We start from the raw sequence: 19,852 nt of genomic DNA, 5'->3' as shown, positions 1-19,852 counted from the left end.
AAGCGGCTGGTTGCGGCGCGTGTCTGGCATCGCGATCCCGAAATTGGCTTTGTGAGGGATCCTCGCCTCGCGGCCTTCCTTTTGTTAATTTTTTCTATTGGGACTTTCGCTACACTCTCGGGGCGGGGGGCAAGTTGATGGAAAGCTTTCGGGTCGAATTGATGAACGGAAAAAAGGTCGTGCGAAGCCTTTCAGTCGCCGCTCAAAGCCATGTGCATGCGGTGGTAAAGACCATCCCTAAGCAAATGATGCCCGGGAAAACAACCGGAAAACCGTGGATTAGGGTGAGACCTGCTGCGGGGGGAAAAACCAGCGTGTTTCACGTTATTGAACAGGCGGAAAAGTAACCGGACCGCAGTCCCGGAATGGTCTGCACCAGGCGGGAAGCTCGGTAGCCTGCTTGCGCCACAGCTGGCACGGATGTCCGAAGACCCAGCTTCATTAGGGCGGCACGCATGAACGCGGTCACGCTTATAGGTTACCTCGCAACTGTCTGCTCCATGACCAGCTTTACACCGCAGGCTTGGAAGATCATCAAAACCCGAGACACAGGCGGGATCTCCGCACCGATGTATGGAATCACGGTTTTGGGTTTTGCCCTGTGGTTGGCTTTTGGCATGATGAAGCTGGAATGGCCCATAATCATAACCAACGGCGTCTGCCTTTTGCTGTCAGCCTTTATCATTAACGCGCCATCCAGAACGCAACAGGGCAATAAGAGGTCCGCATGACCCGTATTGCAACTTTCAATGTAAACGGCGTCAACGGTCGGCTGCCAGTACTACTCAGATGGCTGGATGAAGCCAAGTGCGACATCGTTTGCCTTCAGGAACTCAAAACATCTGACGAAAAGTTTCCGTTGGATGCGATCAGCAACGCTGGATACGGCGCTATCTGGCACGGCCAGAAGTCCTATAACGGCGTTGCAATCCTTGCCCGCGGGACGGATCCCGTAGAACGCCGACGCGGTTTGCCTGGCGATCCCGACGATACGCACAGCCGCTACATCGAGGCCGACGTAAATGGACTTGTGATCGGCTGTCTCTACCTGCCTAATGGCAATCCAGCGCCAGGTCCCAAGTTCGATTATAAGCTCGGCTGGTTTGAAAGGCTTGTCAGCTACGGTCAGTCTTTGCTTGAAGCCGGCAGGCCAACCGTGCTCTGCGGCGATTACAATGTGGTTCCGACCGCACTCGATGCGGTCCTGCCGAGGCGATGGATCGGCGACGCGGTGTACTTCCCCGAAAGCAGGGACGCCTACAGTCGGATGCTTGCTGAAGGATGGATCGATGCCGTTCGTCACACTCATCCAGAGAGCGCCATCTATACCTACTGGAACTTCTCCTATCGAGGCGGATACGACCGGAGTTCAGGACTTCGAATGGACCATCTCCTGGTGAGCCCTTCCCTCTCTCCCCATTTGTGCAGTGCCGGCGTTGATGTGGAGACACGCGGATGGGAGAAACCAAGCGATCACGCGCCCGCCTGGATCGAGATCGATGAGCAGAAAGCCCCAATCTGAACGTGTGCGCAATGCTATATGGCATCCGCAAATTCCGCATCAGTCTCCACCACTCACTCGCACGACGGGTCAAGCGAAACATTTCCGGGCTCCAGGTCACATGGAGGGCCGCAAAGAAGATCGTCGAGCAATGCTGTGTACGCATCAAGCCGCGACCAGCCTGACAAGATGACTTCCTTGCGGTCGCCGGGTTAATGGCTTGCCATGGAAGGATGGCCCGGTGCATCCCTCCATTCAAGCGTGATGGTGAGGTGCAGATAGTGTCGGCCTGCTCCATCACAAACGTTGAATTCGAAGGCGCGTTTGGTGCCGTCCGGATGTGATTCCCTCATGATCCCTGCGAGGGCCCGAAGTCCTGCCTCACGCGCGTCATGCACGTCGACAAGATCGTTTGGATCAGCGATATCGGCATCCGGTACGTCGAAGAAATATCTCGCCATAGCCGTCTAATTTGCGGGATTGGAAAAGGTTCAATGTCGAATTTTTTCCGACCGCGCGCACGAGCGATCCGCAAGGCACACCTTTGAAAGAACAATTCCAACGGCAATGCCACTTCTTGGCACGTCGGAAGTTGTCCTGCTGTTCCAGGAATTGGCTGGATCGAGAAATGCTGAGAGGTAAGGCGATGAAAGAGGTTCGTCGCTGTGAGGTTGAGCGGATCGACCAGTTGGCAGAAAGCGCCACTGCCGACTTTCTCCGTCGCTCGTCGCTCACATATTTGGAATGTTGCATCGCGGTGATGCTTACCCACCTCGGTCGTGAGGAGGTAGCGGCAATCCTCGAACGAGAAGCGAAAGACCTGCGGGAGTTTGGTTGACGGCGCTGACGCTGGCGGGTCGGCTCGATGCCGAGCGGGATCCAGTTTCCGGAACATCCAGATGGAGGGCTTTTAACGCGCGAGCCGAGCCATCGAATTCGATCGCAAATCCAGCATCGACAGCAATCAGCGCGATGAGATCCTCAAGCTCCCGATCTGTATGTTGGTCAAGCGGCGACGTCTTCCTTAGGCTGTCGAAGACGTTGGCTATGGAAATACAGGGACAATCCACATTGCCAATTAGAAAGCTCACAATCGCCCGGCGGATCCGCGATGTATTTGGCTTTTGCTCCGGCACGAATGCACCCTCCTGCTCTAATCGCGCAGGGCTCTTGAACCCGAGGCCCTTGCTACATCAAACGAGATTGGCACGCCGTGCACATCGCATTTTGCGCCAGCAGTCGTTCCAACTCATGATTGGCTGCCACACAGTACGGCATTAGCGTTCTGATGGTGCGGATCGCCTGCGCCATCGACATGACCCGGCCCTTGCTCCTGGACATTACGAAAGCTTCAACTGCCTTCTCAACCGTGAGTGCATGAAAAGTGTGGGTCATCTTTAGCCTCCCAAGCGAAGGAGGTGGACATGGTTCGTTGCGGTGTTCAAGGCTCGGTATGACTACCGACAGTCCTGATAAGGCCAGTCATGCTGATCCGAAATTTGACTCGCCAAGCACTGCGTCAAACGGCATGACGAGAACGACGGTGCCGCTCAACGGCGGCGGTTGGCAGTCGCAGATTTTACGAGGGTAATGGGCTCGATGAGCCGATGGGAAAAAGGTCCGGCATTGATCTAGACGACGAAGTTTCCAACACGCCGGCACAACAGGAGGCTGCCTTGGGAAACGTCGAATCGACAACAAAAAATTTGAACGAGCCGATCGCGAGGTGCGCAAGCTGATCGATGCCGAACGCCAGGCCAGAGATGCCAAGACCGTCCGGCTGAGAGAGTTGAGGATCAGCGCAGGCCGAGACTTGGCTCTTGCCAAAGTGTAGGCATAGTTTGCTCGTTTATAAGCGCTTCATCCTCCACTGATCCAGGCAACTGTGGCAACGCAGAAATAATGCTTCATTGCTCGTTTGAGATCTACTCTCCCTCGACGGCCGGAACCTTTGGGACCGTTCAAGGTTAAGCCGAGCCATCACGTTCTAAACGATCCGCTGACCAAGATGTCTCTTCTTGGTCAGCCCCTGCGGCCTTGACCTAGGCGCGGGCCAGCCCTCTATCCAAGGTGTCCTATGACGAACAACATTCCCGAAAACCAAGCTCGACAAGGCCCTCTTGGCAGGCCCGTCCTTGTTGTTGCTCATAGCCGCGCTGCTGCTGGCCATTGCCGCCTGGGGTGTCGCCGAAATCTATGGCGTAGTCATCAAAGGATCGTCGACAGACCAGCAAGACCGCCAGGCACCTGCGGTCACCAGCCCAAACCCGGCGTCGACTGATCCCGTTCAATCTCAGTCTGACAGCCAGCCGATCGATCAAAATCCCAAGGTGGACAAGAATCCAACGCCAGCACAGGGGGTGACCAGCAAGGGGTGCAGCCGTCACAACCCGCTGCACATTAAGCCGTAAGTCGGTCCACCGATCTGCATTTCGGCGGGCTTGATTTGTCGTCACTTCTCGTCCTCACACCGGCGCATCGCTCAAGGAGCGCTGCACAGATCACGATCCCGCGATTCGCAGCAACCGGATACGATGCGTGGACCACTGTTGAGGAGCAGCGCGCCAGCAGTGACGATGACCGAATTTTCCCATTCAATCATAGGTCAGTCGGCACCGCCTTTCGTCGAGGGTGCGCTGACCTGAGCATTCACTACTTCATTTTCATGATTCGCGGCATAAAGGAACAGGTCGCCTCTTGGATGCTGGGTTCACGATTGAAAAGGTAGCGCTTGTAACTGGTCACACGGATTGGAAGATGTTGGAGCGTTATACCCATCTCAAGCCCCAGATGCTTCACACTATCCAAGCAGGGCAGCGTAGTTGGGGTAAATCAGCAACCACCGCAATCTGGAGGAAGGAGTGATCGCACTGAAAGGAAATCCCCGCGACACACGGACCATCGCCTAACTGGGCGCCTATCCGGTATTGCCGAGCAACAATGCCATTGAGGATAGCGGCTGAGTAGGAGCTCCGTGGAGCTGGTGCGCGCAATGACCCGCCCCTTCGCCGCTCTCCTCGAATTGGCGCGGGTCACCGCCGCTGAGAACCAGCATTGATCGCCGAGGCTGTGCGTTCTCGCGCTACTTTTTGATGATGTTCCCATGGTTCAGGTCGAACGCTTGGGCATCGCCAGCTTGCCTGTGGAAGTCGTCCTGCAGTTCCCCCCAGTCGCCAAGGTAGCGGCCGCAGTTGCTGCAATGGATGGGAGTACTGTCAGTGGCGTGATCGGGGATGTCCAACTGGACTGTCCCGCATGCCTTACAGTCGAGCTTGTGGTCCAGCCTCTTGGGGTCCATTGGGCCTGGGCCTCCTATCAGGCCGCTTTACCGCCCGCAACGCCTACGGTCCAGTAAATTCACCGGAGGACACTAGGCCGGGCACCTCCGTCGACCGGAACGGATACCGTATTTCTTTGGTCGAATACCGTTTGAGATAGGTTGTTTGCCGCCCGTCCCTATCAAACGCTGGCGACAGAGCGCCAGGCCGATCAGGCACCTCACCGGCATAACCACGGTGGATCCGGCTATTGTCCTACATATTATTCTAAACGAGACATTGGGAGCCCGCCACCGTCGTTTGCGCAAGCCAAAATCGCAGGGATGCCCCAAGCGTGTACGGCGAGTGACTGGCTATTGCGCGAGGCGCTCTGGTTGGACTTTCAGCGTGACGATGAGGCCTTGTTTTGACCAATCATAGTCGATCGAACCACGCAGATGTCCTGTGACGCTGCGCTCAACCAGCCTGCTCCCGTAGCCTAGGGCAGCTGTGGGTGGTTCAACCAAAGGGCCCCCACTTTCTGTCCAGACGATGGTCACTGCTTCGTCCTGCGCCGAGCATGAAACATCCAGCGTCCCGGCCTCGGCCGACAGGGCACCATATTTGAGGGAATTGGTGGCAAGTTCATGGATGATCAGCGCCAGGATAGTTGCCGAGGATTCACCGACGCTCATCCTTGGTACCGACACCCGGATGCGGCCGCTGAACGCCCCCAGGTCGTCATAGGGTGCAAGCAGGACCGTGATCAGGTCGCCAAGCAGCGCCGAGGCGGCCTCGGTCTGGCCGGGCACCGGCCGCACCAGATCATGGGCGCGCCCCAGGGCCGTCAGCCGCTGGGTAAGCTCGCGCGCCATGTCACCAGTGGTGGTCGTCGAACGCGAGCTGATGGCCGTAAGGCCGGAGGCTATGGTCAGCAGGTTCTTGACGCGGTGGCTCATTTCGCCGGCGAGAAGCTCACGGCTCTCCTCGGCCTGCTTTCTGCCGGTCACATCAATGAAGATGCCGAACATCAGGCGCTGAACGATCCCTTCGTCGTCGCCTTGACCACGCGCGGAAATCCATTTGAGTTCGTCGCCGATCATGATCCGGAAGTCGATCTCATAGGGGCCAACAATCGCTCGCGTGGCGGTGAAGGCTGCCCGCACCCGGTCTCGGTCGGCAGGATGGATGTGCGCGGACAGGTCTTCAAACTTGACCTCTGCACTTCGCGGGATGCCCCAAAGGTCATAAGCGCGGTCATCCATGGCCAACGCATCGCTGTCCACGTTCCAAGACCAAAGGGTCACGCCCGCGGCTTCGACAGCTCGGATCAAGTTCTTGGGCTCCCAAAGAAGGGGTTTGAGATGTTCAGCGGTGGTTGTCATTCAAACTCGCATGGGCGTCGACGGAGGAAACGGGCTTCGATGTTCAATATCGCCCGATTCATTCGAGATCAGTGAAGAAGTCGCAGATCAAGTCCGCAACTTTAACTGCCTCGAAATCCGTCATATGCGCGGCGGTTTCCACCGCAGTCGTCTCCAAGTCATCTTGATCGACTGCCAGAAGGTCGAGGATACGGGCGAACCTGATCCTGAGTTCGCGGTTCTCCTCGAATTCGGAGATGGTGACCTGCAGGATGCTTCGGGTGGCCTCGATCAGGCGGGTCTGGATGCTGTCCGGCGATGCCGCAAGGGTGCGTATCGCCGCGAAAAAATGATCTCGCGCGTCGGCGTAGGTTTCGTCCATGTGAATACCTTCTTCGCTTTCAGGCACGCCTTGGACGTGTGGCGTGGGGGCGATTGATGAGCTCGGGGGAATGCGGCAGTGTGAGACTGCGCCTTGGCGCTTTGCCCGGTTTCACACCTTTCAGATAGGAGGGTCGGTCGCTCTATAGCATCGTTTTGTTCAATTACCTATCCAAGCTTGGAATGCGCAAAACGTCGAGGGGCTCTCGACAGCCTACCTCGCCGGCATGGAACAAAACCCACCCTCCTTCGTGCGCCTTGCCCATCCGGACGAGACTGCTCATGAACGATGCTTTTTTGGCGCTACCCTGATTGTTGACACGTCAAGGCCAGGCGCGTGCATGGGGCGCAACTCACTGCTCCGCGAATAACGAATGATATACGGCCAGCGCGTGCGGTAAGCGCCACCAAGCCGCGTGCAGCTCAGTCCACCGGCGGCTCAATGACCCCAAAATCCACGGACTTTGCAAGCCGATCCCCGCCCTTGCCAGGTGCAATTTGGCCAAGTCGAAGCAACTCCCGCACGGCGTCAGAACGGGTCGGCATTCGTCTGTCGTAGCGCCATGCGTCGAGAACTGCGAGTTCTTCCGCATTCAGCATGATCTGGAGACGGTAGGTACGCTTGGGAATTGTCATCAGCTCTCGTTTTGCCGTTTTTCCGGCTTCTGTGACTTCGTTGCTTCTCCAGCGAGCGCACTGAGATCGGCTGCCCCTTTCGAGGCAGCCGAATGAATGAGTATGCGGAAAAAGTCAGGCATGGGCGAGTTTAACGCTGGCCGTTGCGCCCATTCCACCTGGCGCGCGCGGGCGCGGCGCGATTGATGCCGGGCACGGTGGCGGGTCATTGTCGTCATCGCGGCCGAAGAACCTGCCGCTCCGTCGCCAGGGCGCGCCACGACGTGAAGAGGACCGCCAAGGCAGCACTCGGGCCGCAATTCCCTCTCCCGCCTCGGGCATCGCGTCCAATGCGTTCAAAGCGCTCAGAATGCGCTCGACAGGGACAAGCGTCCCATCGTCCAGCCGGCGTATCGTCGGCTCGTTTTCCACCGCATAACTGTCGGATGCCCACGAGGCAAGCAGAGCCCGTTTCTCGGCACGGCTGAGACCTGGATGGTTGACCACCTTGGCCGGATCATCGAACAGGCACAGAAAGGCTTCGAGCTTGCCGGATCTTGGCGAGGAATGTGCCGGTATTTGATAGCGAGTGTGCATCTCCATTCTCCGCAATTGGGCCTCCCGGTCGAGACCGGGAGGCGGACCGCAGCTTCATGAGTTTAGAAGATCAGGCGGCTTGGCGTGCGCGTTCCGTGTCCTGCGAGATTTGCTTGCTCGCATCAGCATCGCCGGACCCGATGCTGATGCGGCGCGGCTTCAGCTCCTCGGGAATTTCGCGGACAATGTCGACGGTGAGGAGGCCGTTCTCGAGGTTGGCTGCCTTGATCTTCATATGGTCGGCCAGCCTGAACGACTGCCGGAAGCTGCGATAGGCCAAGCCCTGGTGGAGCAACTGGCGTCCGCTCTGGTCATCGGCCTTCTGGCCCACGACAACCAGCTCCGGGCCATGCTGGGTCAGTTCAACCTCGTCCGGGCTGAACCCCGCGATCGCCATGGCGATGCGATAGTCGTTCTCACCTACCTTCTCGATGTTGTAGGGTGGCCAGTCAGTCCGCGTGCCGCTGTCGAGCATATCAAACAGACGGTCGAAACCAACGGTGGTGCGATACAGTGAGTCAAAGGTTCTCATAGCCACATTCTCCTTGAAGCAACATGGGTACAAGGGACGCCGCCCATGCGGCGCCGCCAGTCTCGCCGAGCCATACGGCCTCGACGGCAGATGAGTTAGGGCGGGCTCAAAATCGGTTCAAGACTCGGCTAGAAAAAATTTTGGAAGGCACTGTAAGCCCCCACATGGCACCGCCAGCGAGAGATGAATTGCCTCAGTTCGCCTCGTCGTTGCGCGGAAAGCCCAAGCAAATAGTCGCTGGCTTCTAACGCCTTGCCGGCGGCCGTAGTGAACGCCCTGCGGTCATGCTTCAGGAGCTTGATCCAGCTAGCCAAGTATGTGGCGTGGTCAACGCGGGGTCGGCCTCGATACCAGCTTCGGTCAGAGGAACGCGGGTCCGAGTTCGGAGTTTTTCGGTCGCGTACGCAACGTCGCCGAAGCGCTTGCCGAATTAGCGTTGCAGTCGCGACGCCGTCCAATGGATCGACTCGGGAAGCAGGACTCCCTGTCAGGCCTCAGTGGCACTGCTGATCGACGTGCCGGACGGCCTCTATTAGAAGATCGTCGATGCCATCATGCACCAGATCCGGGCTTGCCAGAACGAGCCCTCGCGGCGTGAAGTTTTCAACAATTGGATGCGAGCATTTGCCCATCGTGCCGGGAAGATCCCATTGCCATCAGCGAACTCGCTAGACAGTTAGCGGTTGACTCGTTCGCAATCCGTTCCAATTTTCTTCCCCAACGTCATTGGCCCGACGCCGAGATCGCGGCAGAATGGACACGCAGGCGATTCAGTTCAGGTGCGGAACACCGGTCCGGGCTTTCGCGGTAGTATGGGGTGGCTTCCCCACCCGGCCAGTCCACACGGCCGCCGCTCGTCTTTACCACCCCTAAGCGGGCGGATATACCGGCGTGCAAAACCCATTGGTCTTGGTCGCTGACCACGAAGCCTCGATTGCCTTGGACCTGGAGTGAGCGCTTTGCGAAGCAGGGTTCTCAGTGGCGGTGGCGAGGTCTTCTTCCGAGGTGAACCTGATTCTCAACGATCACGCGACTGCCGCTGCGATCTTGGATTCAGGCTAACGTACAGCGAGTGCAATGAGGCGGCGAAATAGCTGCTTGGGCGTGCCCTTTGTGGTCTAAACCGGCCTGGGCATTGAGGGCAGCGATGGATAGCCCGGCCAACCTCAAGTGTGCGTTCGATCGGGCGGGCAAAGGTCGGGGCTAGTGTTGGCTTTCAGAATCCTGGCCTCACGCAGCAACGATGACCGGTCGGTTCCCAGCATAATAATCAGGTTGCGGGCCTGCGTTTCGGTGATGCCCGTTTCGCGTGCCAGGAAGCGGACCAAAAACTCTTGCTCTTCCTCCATCCGCGCCCGTTTCTTGCGCTTTGCATCTCCTACCGGGCGAGGTGTCGCCTTCACCGCAGACGCGGCATCCAGAATAACCAAACCGGCCTCCTCCGCGGCGGCGAGAAAAGCTTGGCGGGCGGCTTCGACCTGCTGCGATTTGGTGAGGCGAGCGGTGCATGCCTGGAGTGCCGCCGCGTAGAGCGGGCCGTGTTCCTCGGGCCAGCTGTCCATCATAAAAATAGCGGCCTCGGAGACGCTCACCAAAGCGCGATAGACCCCTGGCTTTTTCGTCTCGATGACTACTGGCTGTTCAAAGAAAGGATCGTGCATATTTTCCGCCCCCGACGCTCAAGCGAACGGCGGAGTTATGGTTTCGTTCCCAGCGGTTGTGGACACGCAAGAAATTGCATGCCCCCTTGTGAGCCGGCCGCGAGGCAGCGACCAATGTCCTCGCCGGAAGGAAAGCGCGGTAAAAGTTCTGGCATGACGGAGCTTTGGTGGCGCGAGTTACCTCGCTCGCAGCGCAGGGAGCCTGTCAAGTTGAAAGAGAATGATCCGGATGTCGTCCGATCTAAGCCCCGGCTTCTTGGCATCTTGTGACCCGGCCTGATCACGGGAGCGTCTGATGACGATCCCAGCCGCATTGCCACCCATTCACAGGCAGTGGAAGGCGAAGGTCGCTAGCGTCCGCAAGGGCTAGAAAGGCCACTCCCGGTCATCTGGTTCAAGATGATCGAGCGCAAGACGCCGACGAAACTGGCACCAATGAAGACGGCTGCCAAATCCCATGCGCCCGTCTGACCTGTGGGTTCAATGTCGGGCAGGTGGATGGCTACAAGTCCGAGAAAGTCCGCACGACGGAAGATAACCAAGTGTCCCCGAACGCGCAGGCCGATGCCCTGATCGCCGAGGGCTTGCTATATCACCTACCAGGGCGAACAGGCCTACTGCCGGCCAAGGACGACGAGATCGTTTTGCCGTTACAGCATCTGTCACAACCCCTTGTCGATCTCTTCCCGTTTCATGCCTATGGGTATCGGCAAACTTGTGGGTCAGCTCGCCAACCAATATGACATCGGCCTTCGTTGTCTCGGGAAACATTGTTGGCGAGCCACAGATCCAAGAAGTTTTTTCCGCGTGTGGTCGTAGGCCCGAACCTCGAAGAACATATGAGGACGTCGCTTCAAACCAATGTCTCAGTGAAGCGAATCCATCTCGCAAGTTTCAAAACCAGAAATGTCCTGAGGTGGAGCAATACCATGAGGCGGTCGCCGCTGTTTTGTTCACATTCCGTGGGTCATTACAAGGTAGATAACCGGGATTAACATCAACCAGCCGCCCATCCCTAAAACTACCAAAATAGCTGTGCGCTCGGTTCGCCTCACAAGCGCCGTGATCGCATCCTCGTTGTCGACGTCCGATAACGGAGTCGAACCAAGAATCCGATTGCGGTTGTCATTCGCAGGCTGGTCTGCGCCTTCGATGACCTTTTGACGCTGGATTAGTGTCACTCGTTTCACGCTCCGCAGAGTATCCATCCGACGAGGTCGGGGCGCGGCTTTAACGCGGCTGCCGCGATTGCGTTGCCCTCATAAGACCTTAGTCGGACAACCCCCAGACCAAAGCCTCACTCCTGGAACGGTAAGCTTCGGTCATCGTTTCCTCGTTTGTAAGTAATTGAAACTAGGAGAGGAAATTATGACTGACGGCCCAACTGTTGTTAACTCTGGAGGTGGCGGCGGCACTGCGGTCGCTATTGTTCTCGGACTTGTCGCAATCGTTGTCTTGCTGATTTTCACCGGCGTCATCAACATCCATGGTGGCAGCGGCGGCAAGGACATCAACGTCAAGGTCGAAGCGCCGAATGTCGAAGCGCCGAAGGTGGAAGCACCGAAGGTGGAAGCACCGGCCGCGCCTGCGGCACCTGCTCCCGCCAACTGACGCCTCATGAAAAATTACCTCGTCGGCGCAGCTGGCGCCTTGCTGCTTATCGCTGGAACCGGCACTTCCTTCGCGGAAGACGTGCTTGTTCTAAAGCCTGAACAGCAGACCGTTGTGCGTGAGTACATTCACAAGCAAAAACTCGCTTCAGTCAGCCTGCTCGGCGTCGAACTTAACGTCGGCACCGCCCTTCCCGATACCGTCGAGCTGCACACAATTGACGTCCCTAACGTCAGGTACAGGTACACGGTTGTCGGCGATCACGCGGTGCTCGTGGATCCTGATACACGCAAGATCGTGCAGGTAATCGAGTAGTTGCTAGTCGACCGAGAATGATCCGTTTGGGCGGACCCGCCAATGCCATATGGTGGCACGGCGGGTCACACTGATTGTACAGAGGTCGCGCCCCAACAACCCTGCTGCCGCGTCAGCCGCCTTAGCGCTATTCGGGCTAGCTATTGGTGAGCCTGTGCGTGAGCAGAGATCCCATAAGGATTGTGGAGCTTCAATGTGAGTTTATGGCGGCGACGAGATTGATGGAGGCTGCGAAGCTCTCGTCGGATTTACGCCAACGGTTTGGGTGGTCGCCGTTCGCTTGTCCGGCATAGCTGGCGCGTTAGCAAACTAACGCGCAGCGTTTCGCTTTGGCCGAGGCGCGAGATTTACGGCTCCCCATCTCAGAGCTTTAGATTGCTCTCGAAAACGGGACCTGCGACCCCGCCCGTTCGCCGAGAGTCTGTCCGAAACGCACAAGAAGTCCCGTTGCGATCTGGCGCGAAACCGCTTGTGAAAATAGATAGCCCTGACCAAGCACGCAGCCGATGTCCAAGAGCGAACTGGCCTGCAGCTCGCTTTCGATGCCTTCGGCAACGACCCGGATGTTGAGCTTGCGCGCGATATCAATTAACCCCTCGACGATTGCAAGGCTCGGGTCCCCCTGCCCCAGGCGGTCGATGAAGGATTTGTCGATCTTGATGACGTCGACAGGCATCGTAAGCAAATGCGTGAGCGAGGCAAATCCTGTTCCGAAGTCATCGAGCGCTACGCGCAGTCCATGAGCGCGTAGTGCCTTGATCTCCCGGGCCACGATAGGATCACGCTGGCCGAGATAAACCGACTCGGTGACTTCAAGGATGATATGCTTCAGTGGCACGTTTTCTCGGCCGAACGCGGCTTCAAGACGTCCGTAAAGGGTACCGCTGTGAAAGTCAGCGGAAGAAATGTTGATGCCGATATGTTGCAGGGGAATGCCTTGCTCCAGCCAAGAGCGCGCGTCGGCCGCAACAAGGGCCATCATGCGTTCGGTAAGATGCGAGGCGACGCTGACATCGGAGGTCGCATGGTGGAAAGCAGCGGCCGAAACAATCTCCCCGTCGGGTTTGCGAAGGCGGCACAGTGCCTCCATGCCGACGATCGCACGGGTATCGAGACGCAGGATCGGTTGGTAGAAAGCGTCGATCCGGCCTTCGCGCAAGGCCGCGTCGACGTCGCGGGTCACCTCGATACGGGTCTTGATGGCGCTGCCGATCCCCGGCCAGTACCGCACGAAGCCGCCGGGCGACGTCTCTTTGGCATGGTATAGCGCAAAATCGGCATGCTGGTGCACCGTTTTTGCATCGACGTCATCCGCACTAAGCACCGCCCCGCCGACGGTTGCCCGTGGCAGGATCATGTGTCCATCGCAGGCGGCGGGCATGGCCAAGGTATCGAGAATACTCTGCGCCGCGCTTTCAATGGTGGCGGAGGCACCGGTCTTCTGGAGGATCACCGAGAACTCATCGCCACCCATGCGGAACACACGGTCAGGCGCGACGCTTGCGCCGAGACGCGCGGCGACGACTTGCAGCAAGGCGTCACCAGCGGCGTGGCCGAAGGTATCATTGATGGTCTTTAGATTGTCGAGGTCGACGAGAAGCACCGCCCAGGCACCTGGCTGGGCACAGGACAACCGCTCGATGGCTGTGTCCAGGCTCGCGCGGTTTGGCAAACCCGTAAGGGCATCAATATAGGCTCCACGCTCCCTTTCGAGCACGCGCTGGTAACGTTCAAGCGCTATTGCGCAGAGGGATGTACATGAAGCGACGACCTCCTCTTCTCGCACGCTAGGCCCTCGCGACTCGTAAAAATAAAGCGCAAAAGTCCCGAGCACTATGCCAGCGGCGTCGCAGATCGGACTTGACCAGCAGGCCTTGAGCCCCAAAGCGAGAACAGGGTCCCTGAATCCGGCCCAGCGCGGATCGGTGGCGATATCGACCGTGGCAACGGCTCTTCCCAGATAAGCAGCGCTACCGCATGCGCCCACAAGCGGGCCTGTCAGGAGGCCGTCCAACTGGGCCGAATACTCGTTGAGCAGGAAGGAACCGCCGATCGGATGCAACAGGCCGCTGCGATCCACACGCAAGACCGAGCAACATATGCCGGGCAGCATTTTTTCAATCTGCGCGCAAAGTCGGTCGGTCGTCGCTTCGAGAGTTTCGCCTCTGGCGATCATTTCGAGGATCGTGTTCTGTAGATGTAGCACGCAGCCCCCGGTCAAAGATTGCAGGTGTATGGGACCCGGTGAACTATCCGAGATCAAATCACTCTACGTTCGGTCTAGTATACAATCTAACAATACCCGATAATTATTTTTACGTTTATCCGGACATCTTCGGCAGCGCCTTGCGCGATCGCGCACTCCGTCTTTGCAGAATCGACCATGTGTGCGCGCGGACCTGAGTGTCCGCTTGGCCGGCGCCGCACAGCTGGCGTCGGCGATTTTCCCCGTAGGGAACCTGCCGACGCCGGCGACGTTGCTCGCAACCCCCTTTATCACCGGATATGTCGTCGAATCCGCCGAGCCCTCTAGCGATTCTTCGGCCGCGGCGTGATCTCCTCGACCCCTAACCTTGTCGCCGATCTACTTAGTCGTATCGAAAACCTTTGCCTGTCCTTCGAAGACCGCGCGGTTGCGAGTTCTCGAAAACGCTGTGATGTAGGTTGTGGCCGGCTTGTCGGTCATTTCTTCACCTGATCAGAAGGCCCCGACCGATCGGCATCTGCGGCAGTGGCCGCGACCTGTTGTGCATGTTCCGTTGCGATTTTAAGCAGACCTGTAGCCGTTTCTTGGGGCGTCCACCCCTGAGCTACTGATCCCAGAACCAAGGCCGCGAACGCGGCTTCCAACGCGACCTCACAGTTGGCCTCGCGATCGGGGCTTCCCTCTGGCAAGATCGGTGGTTCGACAGACTGGGACATGTCTTGCTATTCTCCTAGAAAAGCCCGCGCTTTGTGGCGGATAGAGGGCCGGTCGGAGGCCCGGTCTTCGGCAGGCAATGGAGGGCACCGCCTGCCGCCAGTCACAAACCTTTAGAGGCGACTAATGTTCCAGCAATCGCTACTTTCGTTCAAAGCACCTTGCCGACGGCGGCAATTTCTCTAGTTCTCCGCGTGGCTAAAAACGACAGTGCCGTTTTCCTTACGAACTTCAACGGACACGATCCCATCGTCGCCCTTCCGGGTCTGAAACATCGAGATTGCATGATCCCTTGCCGGTTTCTCCGCGTCGAACAATCCCTTGTCGACGATGCCCTGTCTTCCATACCAGATGACAGTAAATGCCATTTTCCCTCGTCCTTCGCGGCAGCCACCACGGGAATTGTAGTCGGTTGGGACGGAAAGTCACACTCTAGCTAACGGCGCTAGGGATGGGCAGGCTCGACAGATCCGTAAGGTTTAACGGCCAGAATTCTAGCTTCCCGTATAAGCGATGACCAATTGTGAGCTTGCCAAGGACGGCGGTTAGCCCGCGGCTTTGATCCTGGGGGATGCCTGCTTCTCTCAAAAGTCGCAGGACGTCGCACCGTTTATCGCGCTCGGCTTGTCGGATTCGTCAGCGAATAATCTGACCCTTCCGTATTGACCAATCCGTTCAACGAAGGTCGCTACCCATCGCCACAACAGGAGGATTATATTCCTCGCCTGCCTCCTCGCAAGAGGTGGTCAGCGCAAATCCTGCATGATGAACTGGTAGGTTTGGCAAATCTCTTCATCAATCTCCCGGCCAGGAATGCCTTGCGCTTCAGCCGCCCGTTTTGCGTCCACGACCATCTCAATCACCATCAGGACCGGGTCGACGATCGGCTCGTCCGCCAGATGGTCCGATATCCAATGATAGAGAAAGTCACTGCCACGCTTGCTCATTCTTCCCGGAAGTCCCGCAGTGAAGCGTGCCGCAAATCCTCTTCGCCCCGCATGTGTTTGACACGCCCGATCAGCCCGGGCTTTACCCATTGCGTCGCCGGTCGCATCATCCAATTTGGGGCCGTCCCCGCGTAGTCCTGGACACGCTGCCAGAGCCGCTCCCGCATTTCCCTATTCAAGGTGAGAAAGGCAGACCCGACATAGCGCCCGGTACCGCGCTCAGCCATTAAGGCAAAGGCTGGCTTGCCTGCCACGCGCTCGACGCCGCGCAAATTAAATTCGTCAGTAGTGTAGCATTTTGCCTTTAGCCAACTGGTCGACGTGCCGCTGCGGTGTTTGCTGTCACGCCGCTTCAACACCGCCCCCTCCAGTCCGGCTTGGTCGAGCAGATGATAGATCCCCTTCGCAGAGGCTCGCTGTACTGAATCCGGCCGCCGGGCTCGATCATGCTGGCCAGAATCTCGGGACGCTCCTCCAGCGGCATATCGCGCAGGTCGCGGCCATTGAGGTGGGGCAGATCGAACGCAACAAAGTACAGGTCATGCTGCCTGCGGGTGATCGCCTTGCGCAGTTCGCCGAAGTCGGACAGGCCGGCGGCGTTCAGGACAATGATTTCGCCGCCGACGATCGCACTCGCGGCGCTAAGGCTCGCCGCCTCTTTCACCAGGTCGCGATACTTGGCTGTCCAGTCGTGGCCGTTGCGCGTGTAAATCCGGGTGCCGTCCTCGTCGATGATGAGCTGCGAACGATAGCCGTAGAACTTAACCTCGTGAATCCGGTCGACGCCTTCGGGAGGCTTTTCGACCATGGCAGTTTAGCGTTATCGACCCTTCCCGATTAAATTAGAGGCCGCTTCAAAAAACGCAAATGTTAGATATAACTAATATAAAGATGATTCGCGGTGGTGATCCGCCATGCCATATCAAATCAGAGAATATCTCGCGGGGCGGATGATCGCCGAATACCGCGCTGAGGCACCGACATCCTACCGCGCTGCCGAGCAGGCAACGAAACGCCCGGTGACGCTCCACCGGACGGGAAACTACTTCCTTGAAGTGACCGACGAGACCAGCGGGCGAGTGTTCGCCTTCCAATACGCAGACTTGCCCTACTGAAAGTAGTGGCGAAGCGCTCCGGGGTCCTCTAACCCGCCATCTTGTTGTAGGCGGCTGCTTGATTTGCGGTGTCAAAGGGCATTGCGGTGTTCGTCCCATTGCCGCAAACGGCCAGGACCGGAAGGCCGGGTGGGTAATAGACCACGTATACTGGGTGGGCTTCTCCGGCGCTCATGTCGCATCACAGCCGGTTGTCCTAATCCGCGCACTGAACGACGAAAACTGCCCGCCACCTTTCGGCAGCGGGCTTGCGCTCAGGCGCCTTAACGACGAGCTATGAGCAGACAAAGCTGGCGCAGGTCACGGTCGTATGTGCCCGAACTTGCGAGCACATCGGCGCAGCGCTTCTTCATCCGCGCAACTTGACTTTCAGACATCTGGGCGATGACGCCTGGCAAGCGCGACTTGCTTGAGCTCACCGCAGATGAGGGTTTGGACGGATCCACGGAATCGACGCCGACCCCAACTCCAACGCCACTCGCTCCCCCAACCGTCGCGCCTAGTCCCGCATTCACGCCGTTGGTGCCACCTACGCTGGCTCCGGCGCCGGCATTGACTCCGTTGGCCCCGCCGACAGAAGCACCTAATCCTGCATTGACGCCGTTCGAGCCACCGACGCTTGCCCCGGCTCCGGCGTTCACGCCTCCGCCGCCGCCGATAGAAGCGCCGGCGCCAGCATTGACGCCGCCGCCGCCACCGATCGAGGCACCTGCACCGGCATTGATGCCGCCCCCACCCCCGACCGACGCACCGGCCCCGACGCCTGCGGAGTGAGCAGGGAAGCACAATACTATCATCAAAACGCTGCCGGCCAAAGTCTTAGCCGGGCTCTCATTGAGGGAATACATGCGAGCCTCCTTCGTTGCCTAACAGTCGATAATGACTGTAGAAGCGCAACTTGTGAGCAGCATTTTAGACCCACCTTATAAAAGCATTCTCGTGAAGATGGCTTGCAAGCTCTCACCTAAGCGGAGTCAATTTTACCCAATCTTCAACCAAAGCCCGCCATTGTTCAGCGGGTATGGTTGGGGTTGGAACACGCACTGAATGGCGCAGTGCGGTCCCGTTAGCCCGTTAGACAACTGTTTGACAATAGCGGCGCCGGCGGACGCGGCGTCATGTCGTCGTCGTCATGCGGCGTAACGGTTCCCCAGCCGTCCGCAGCGAGCAGCCTCCTGGCAGCATCCCAAGCGCAGGTACCTACTCTGATTTTAGTCATGTGCCTCACCTTCAGGGGGTGGCGCGGAAAATCTGGGGGATGTGCGGGCCTGCCAACATCCGCAACATCAGAGGAGCGAGTGCAAGTCACCTTTTGCGGCTTCAGGCACAGTCCCGGCTGAACGAAAAAGGGCCCGCTGGCGCGAGGCAGCGAGCCCTTGTTTACGACTGAAGCAGCGAATTATTAGTTTGCGCCGCCGAGCTGCTTGGTCATCTTGCAGAAATTGTCATGCGCCTTCGCGATAGCCTCGTCGCCGCATTCCTTCATCATGGCTGTACGGTCTTCTTCCTTCATGGCCATCCAGGCAGCCTTGAATTCCGCCTCGGACTTCATGGTCTTCATGCCGGCATCGGTGAAGAATGGGGACATTTTCGCCGAATCATCGAGCGCGGACGTCCCGGTGCTGCCGCCTGCGAGCGCCCAACCGGTGTTCATTGCGAGCATCGCACCCATAGTGAGCATCTTTAAATTCATGGATAATTCCTCCTGCTAAAGGCTGCTCAAATAGCAGCTTGTTCCATCAACTTCGTTCGTCGGAAAAAGTTTCCCCGAGCGATCGCACTTTAACGGGCTGTGTGTGGGTCTGCGGCCCGGTGAGTCCGCCTGCGATAAGCGGGCCAGCCGGAGCATTGCGGTCCTCGGGCCAGCAGTGGGACGCCGCCAGCGATGCGTATAGTGCGTGGTATGAGGTCCATTACGGCAAAAAGCCCGCCACTCTGAACGGAGAGCAGCGGGCCAAGGTCTGGAGTGGTGCTGGGATCAACCAGCGTAGGTCAACTTGCGGCAGCGCGGTTGGTTGCCACCCATGTGCATATTTACATTCGCCTTCGCGCTTGCCCCACAGGACAGCGCGGCGGAGATCGAACCAGGACGAGGCGCTGGCGGACGTTCCCGAGCCCCGTTTAGCCAGAAATCGGTGCTCGCAGCGGGACATGCCGGGATCAATTTGTCCTGTTGATCGACGTAACCGCAAGGTTCGTTAGCTTGTTGTTGGTGGCTTTTTCCTGGTCGAGGATCTCGCTCAGCAACTTGTGAGCCTGATCATGCCCGAGGTCCTTTGCCCATTCCCGCAGCGAGCCGTACCGGGATATCTCATAGTGCTCGACTGCTTGACAGGCTGCCAGCAGACCGCAATCCAGGGCGGCCCCTGACGCTTCCTCCATCAATCCGCTGGCTTCCTTGATGAGCCCCTCTATCGCGTCGCATTTCTCGCCAGACGCCTTCTTGCCTATCGACTTGAACACCAGCTCGAGCTTCTTGATCTGTCCCCTTGTTTCCTCAAGATGGTCCTCGGCCGCCTTCTTCAGCTTGGCGTCCTTCACGGCTGCAGCTACCTTGGTCAGGGCCCTGGTAATCGCGTTCTCCGCGAAATACATGTCCTGGAGGGTGTGCTCAAAAATATCGGCCAGAGTTTTCATTCCAGGCTCCTTAGTCCTATTGGCTTCTGGTGCGGGCGAAAGGTTCCGTGCCTTCACATGGTGGGGTAGATCCTGTCCGGGTGTCCCCACGGCGGCCTCACCGGCAATTGGTCTCTACCGCAGGCAGCGCCATCTCCTGATGTCGCACCGCCGCGATTTCAGAGAGGCGGAGATGGCAAGCAGCAGCCTATTCGCACTGGCGCCTCGGCCCGCCGGAATAGGGCTGGTAGCTGTTGTCCTCGGGACGGTAGGAGCGATAGCGGTTGAAGCAGGATTGGACGTGGTCGTCCGAAAGGTCCGCTGCCGCAACCAGGGGCGCGGCGCCGCCTTCGACATAGCTGACTTCGGCGGGCTGCTGCGCGGCCGGGTCGGTCGCAACGGTGTCGAGATAGGGTAGGG

General features: G+C 58.3%; 24 protein-coding genes and 1 pseudogene. 8 read left to right on the top strand and 17 right to left on the bottom strand.

The genetic code is table 11. The features are described from left to right. The first annotated feature begins 137 nt into the window (after positions 1–137). The 3 genes from AC1DX4_RS30065 to xth all read left to right on the top strand — a co-directional run bounded on the left by AC1DX4_RS30065 (position 138) and on the right by xth (position 1,522). Complete coding sequence (locus tag AC1DX4_RS30065) at positions 138–347, top strand: hypothetical protein (RefSeq protein ID WP_477223774.1); 210 nt, start codon at positions 138–140, stop codon at positions 345–347. Between the two features lie 108 nt (positions 348–455). Beyond that, positions 456–731 (top strand): SemiSWEET family sugar transporter, encoded by a 276-nt coding sequence (locus tag AC1DX4_RS30060; RefSeq protein WP_477223773.1) that lies wholly within the window; start codon positions 456–458, stop codon positions 729–731. Beyond that, positions 728–1,522 (top strand): exodeoxyribonuclease III, encoded by a 795-nt coding sequence (xth, locus tag AC1DX4_RS30055; RefSeq protein ID WP_477223772.1) that lies wholly within the window; start codon positions 728–730, stop codon positions 1,520–1,522. Before AC1DX4_RS30060 ends, xth begins: the two co-directional genes overlap by 4 nt. Before the next feature lie 191 nt (positions 1,523–1,713). Here xth and AC1DX4_RS30050 read toward each other — a convergent pair whose 3' ends face one another. The 3 genes from AC1DX4_RS30050 to AC1DX4_RS30040 form a co-directional block, all read right to left on the bottom strand. Beyond that, positions 1,714–1,962, bottom strand: coding sequence for a DUF6894 family protein (locus AC1DX4_RS30050; protein ID WP_477223771.1), 249 nt, complete (start codon positions 1,960–1,962; stop codon positions 1,714–1,716). 303 nt (positions 1,963–2,265) lie between these two features. Further along, positions 2,266–2,637, bottom strand: a complete 372-nt coding sequence (locus tag AC1DX4_RS30045) for a hypothetical protein (RefSeq protein ID WP_477223770.1) — start codon at positions 2,635–2,637, stop codon at positions 2,266–2,268. 52 nt (positions 2,638–2,689) lie between these two features. Further along, positions 2,690–2,896 carry a hypothetical protein gene (locus AC1DX4_RS30040; RefSeq protein WP_477223769.1) on the bottom strand — a complete coding sequence of 69 codons (207 nt, stop codon included), beginning with the start codon at positions 2,894–2,896 and terminating at the stop codon, positions 2,690–2,692. A gap of 740 nt (positions 2,897–3,636) precedes the next feature. On the opposite strand from AC1DX4_RS30040, the gene AC1DX4_RS30035 reads away from it, so the two are divergent. Beyond that, entirely contained in the window at positions 3,637–3,912 is a 276-nt protein-coding gene (locus AC1DX4_RS30035; RefSeq protein ID WP_477223768.1) for a hypothetical protein, read from the top strand. A gap of 286 nt (positions 3,913–4,198) precedes the next feature. Further along, positions 4,199–4,366 (top strand): hypothetical protein, encoded by a 168-nt coding sequence (locus tag AC1DX4_RS30030; protein WP_477223767.1) that lies wholly within the window; start codon positions 4,199–4,201, stop codon positions 4,364–4,366. Between the two features lie 766 nt (positions 4,367–5,132). Here AC1DX4_RS30030 and AC1DX4_RS30025 read toward each other — a convergent pair. The 6 genes from AC1DX4_RS30025 to AC1DX4_RS30000 form a co-directional block, all read right to left on the bottom strand. After that, on the bottom strand, positions 5,133–6,143 hold the full coding sequence (locus AC1DX4_RS30025; RefSeq protein WP_477223766.1) for a sensor histidine kinase: 1,011 nt from the start codon (positions 6,141–6,143) through the stop codon (positions 5,133–5,135). Positions 6,144–6,201: 58 nt separating this feature from the next. Further along, on the bottom strand, positions 6,202–6,504 hold the full coding sequence (locus AC1DX4_RS30020; RefSeq protein WP_477223765.1) for a hypothetical protein: 303 nt from the start codon (positions 6,502–6,504) through the stop codon (positions 6,202–6,204). A gap of 422 nt (positions 6,505–6,926) precedes the next feature. Next, on the bottom strand, positions 6,927–7,139 hold the full coding sequence (locus tag AC1DX4_RS30015; protein WP_477223764.1) for a hypothetical protein: 213 nt from the start codon (positions 7,137–7,139) through the stop codon (positions 6,927–6,929). 646 nt (positions 7,140–7,785) lie between these two features. Continuing rightward, positions 7,786–8,247 carry an Hsp20 family protein gene (locus tag AC1DX4_RS30010; protein WP_477223763.1) on the bottom strand — a complete coding sequence of 154 codons (462 nt, stop codon included), beginning with the start codon at positions 8,245–8,247 and terminating at the stop codon, positions 7,786–7,788. A gap of 1,166 nt (positions 8,248–9,413) precedes the next feature. Continuing rightward, complete coding sequence (locus AC1DX4_RS30005) at positions 9,414–9,908, bottom strand: DUF982 domain-containing protein (RefSeq protein WP_477223762.1); 495 nt, start codon at positions 9,906–9,908, stop codon at positions 9,414–9,416. A 953-nt stretch (positions 9,909–10,861) separates the two neighbouring features. After that, positions 10,862–11,098: a hypothetical protein gene (locus tag AC1DX4_RS30000; RefSeq protein ID WP_477223761.1), complete on the bottom strand. Its 237-nt coding sequence runs from the start codon at positions 11,096–11,098 to the stop codon at positions 10,862–10,864. Between the two features lie 178 nt (positions 11,099–11,276). Here AC1DX4_RS30000 and AC1DX4_RS29995 point away from each other — a divergent pair, with 178 nt between their 5' ends. Together AC1DX4_RS29995 and AC1DX4_RS29990 are read left to right on the top strand one after the other, a co-directional pair. Continuing rightward, a complete protein-coding gene (locus AC1DX4_RS29995; protein ID WP_477223760.1) occupies positions 11,277–11,519 on the top strand; it encodes a hypothetical protein in 243 nt (80 codons plus the stop codon). A 6-nt stretch (positions 11,520–11,525) separates the two neighbouring features. After that, entirely contained in the window at positions 11,526–11,834 is a 309-nt protein-coding gene (locus tag AC1DX4_RS29990; protein ID WP_477223759.1) for a DUF1236 domain-containing protein, read from the top strand. A 370-nt stretch (positions 11,835–12,204) separates the two neighbouring features. Here AC1DX4_RS29990 and AC1DX4_RS29985 read toward each other — a convergent pair whose 3' ends face one another. From AC1DX4_RS29985 to AC1DX4_RS29970, 4 genes and pseudogenes are all read right to left on the bottom strand, one after another. Continuing rightward, positions 12,205–14,010 (bottom strand): bifunctional diguanylate cyclase/phosphodiesterase, encoded by a 1,806-nt coding sequence (locus AC1DX4_RS29985; RefSeq protein WP_477223758.1) that lies wholly within the window; start codon positions 14,008–14,010, stop codon positions 12,205–12,207. Positions 14,011–14,936: 926 nt separating this feature from the next. After that, entirely contained in the window at positions 14,937–15,122 is a 186-nt protein-coding gene (locus tag AC1DX4_RS29980) for a hypothetical protein (protein WP_477223757.1), read from the bottom strand. A 378-nt stretch (positions 15,123–15,500) separates the two neighbouring features. Continuing rightward, entirely contained in the window at positions 15,501–15,701 is a 201-nt protein-coding gene (locus AC1DX4_RS29975) for a hypothetical protein (protein WP_477223756.1), read from the bottom strand. Next, positions 15,698–16,509, bottom strand: a pseudogene (locus AC1DX4_RS29970) (ATP-dependent DNA ligase). The gene AC1DX4_RS29975 and the pseudogene AC1DX4_RS29970 overlap by 4 nt, the downstream one beginning before the upstream one ends. A 106-nt stretch (positions 16,510–16,615) precedes the next feature. Between AC1DX4_RS29970 and AC1DX4_RS29965 the strand changes: the two are divergent. Beyond that, positions 16,616–16,816, top strand: coding sequence for a hypothetical protein (locus tag AC1DX4_RS29965; protein ID WP_477223755.1), 201 nt, complete (start codon positions 16,616–16,618; stop codon positions 16,814–16,816). Positions 16,817–17,079: 263 nt separating this feature from the next. On the opposite strand, the gene AC1DX4_RS29960 is transcribed toward AC1DX4_RS29965, so the two are convergent. From AC1DX4_RS29960 to AC1DX4_RS29945, 4 genes are all read right to left on the bottom strand, one after another. After that, the gene (locus AC1DX4_RS29960; protein ID WP_477223754.1) at positions 17,080–17,664 is read right to left on the bottom strand and encodes a hypothetical protein; all 585 of its coding nucleotides are present in this window, start codon (positions 17,662–17,664) and stop codon (positions 17,080–17,082) included. 554 nt (positions 17,665–18,218) lie between these two features. Continuing rightward, entirely contained in the window at positions 18,219–18,509 is a 291-nt protein-coding gene (locus tag AC1DX4_RS29955; RefSeq protein WP_477223753.1) for a hypothetical protein, read from the bottom strand. Positions 18,510–18,976: 467 nt separating this feature from the next. Beyond that, positions 18,977–19,453, bottom strand: a complete 477-nt coding sequence (locus tag AC1DX4_RS29950) for a YciE/YciF ferroxidase family protein (RefSeq protein WP_477223752.1) — start codon at positions 19,451–19,453, stop codon at positions 18,977–18,979. A gap of 187 nt (positions 19,454–19,640) precedes the next feature. Further along, positions 19,641–19,852: BA14K family protein (locus AC1DX4_RS29945; RefSeq protein WP_477223751.1), on the bottom strand; the 212-nt coding region annotated here is incomplete at its 5' end.

The sequence above is a fragment of the Mesorhizobium sp. P3_A8 genome (genome assembly GCF_056402995.1).
The sequence above is the reverse complement of the archived record's forward strand: the minus strand, read 5'-3'. Positions and strand labels throughout refer to the sequence as shown.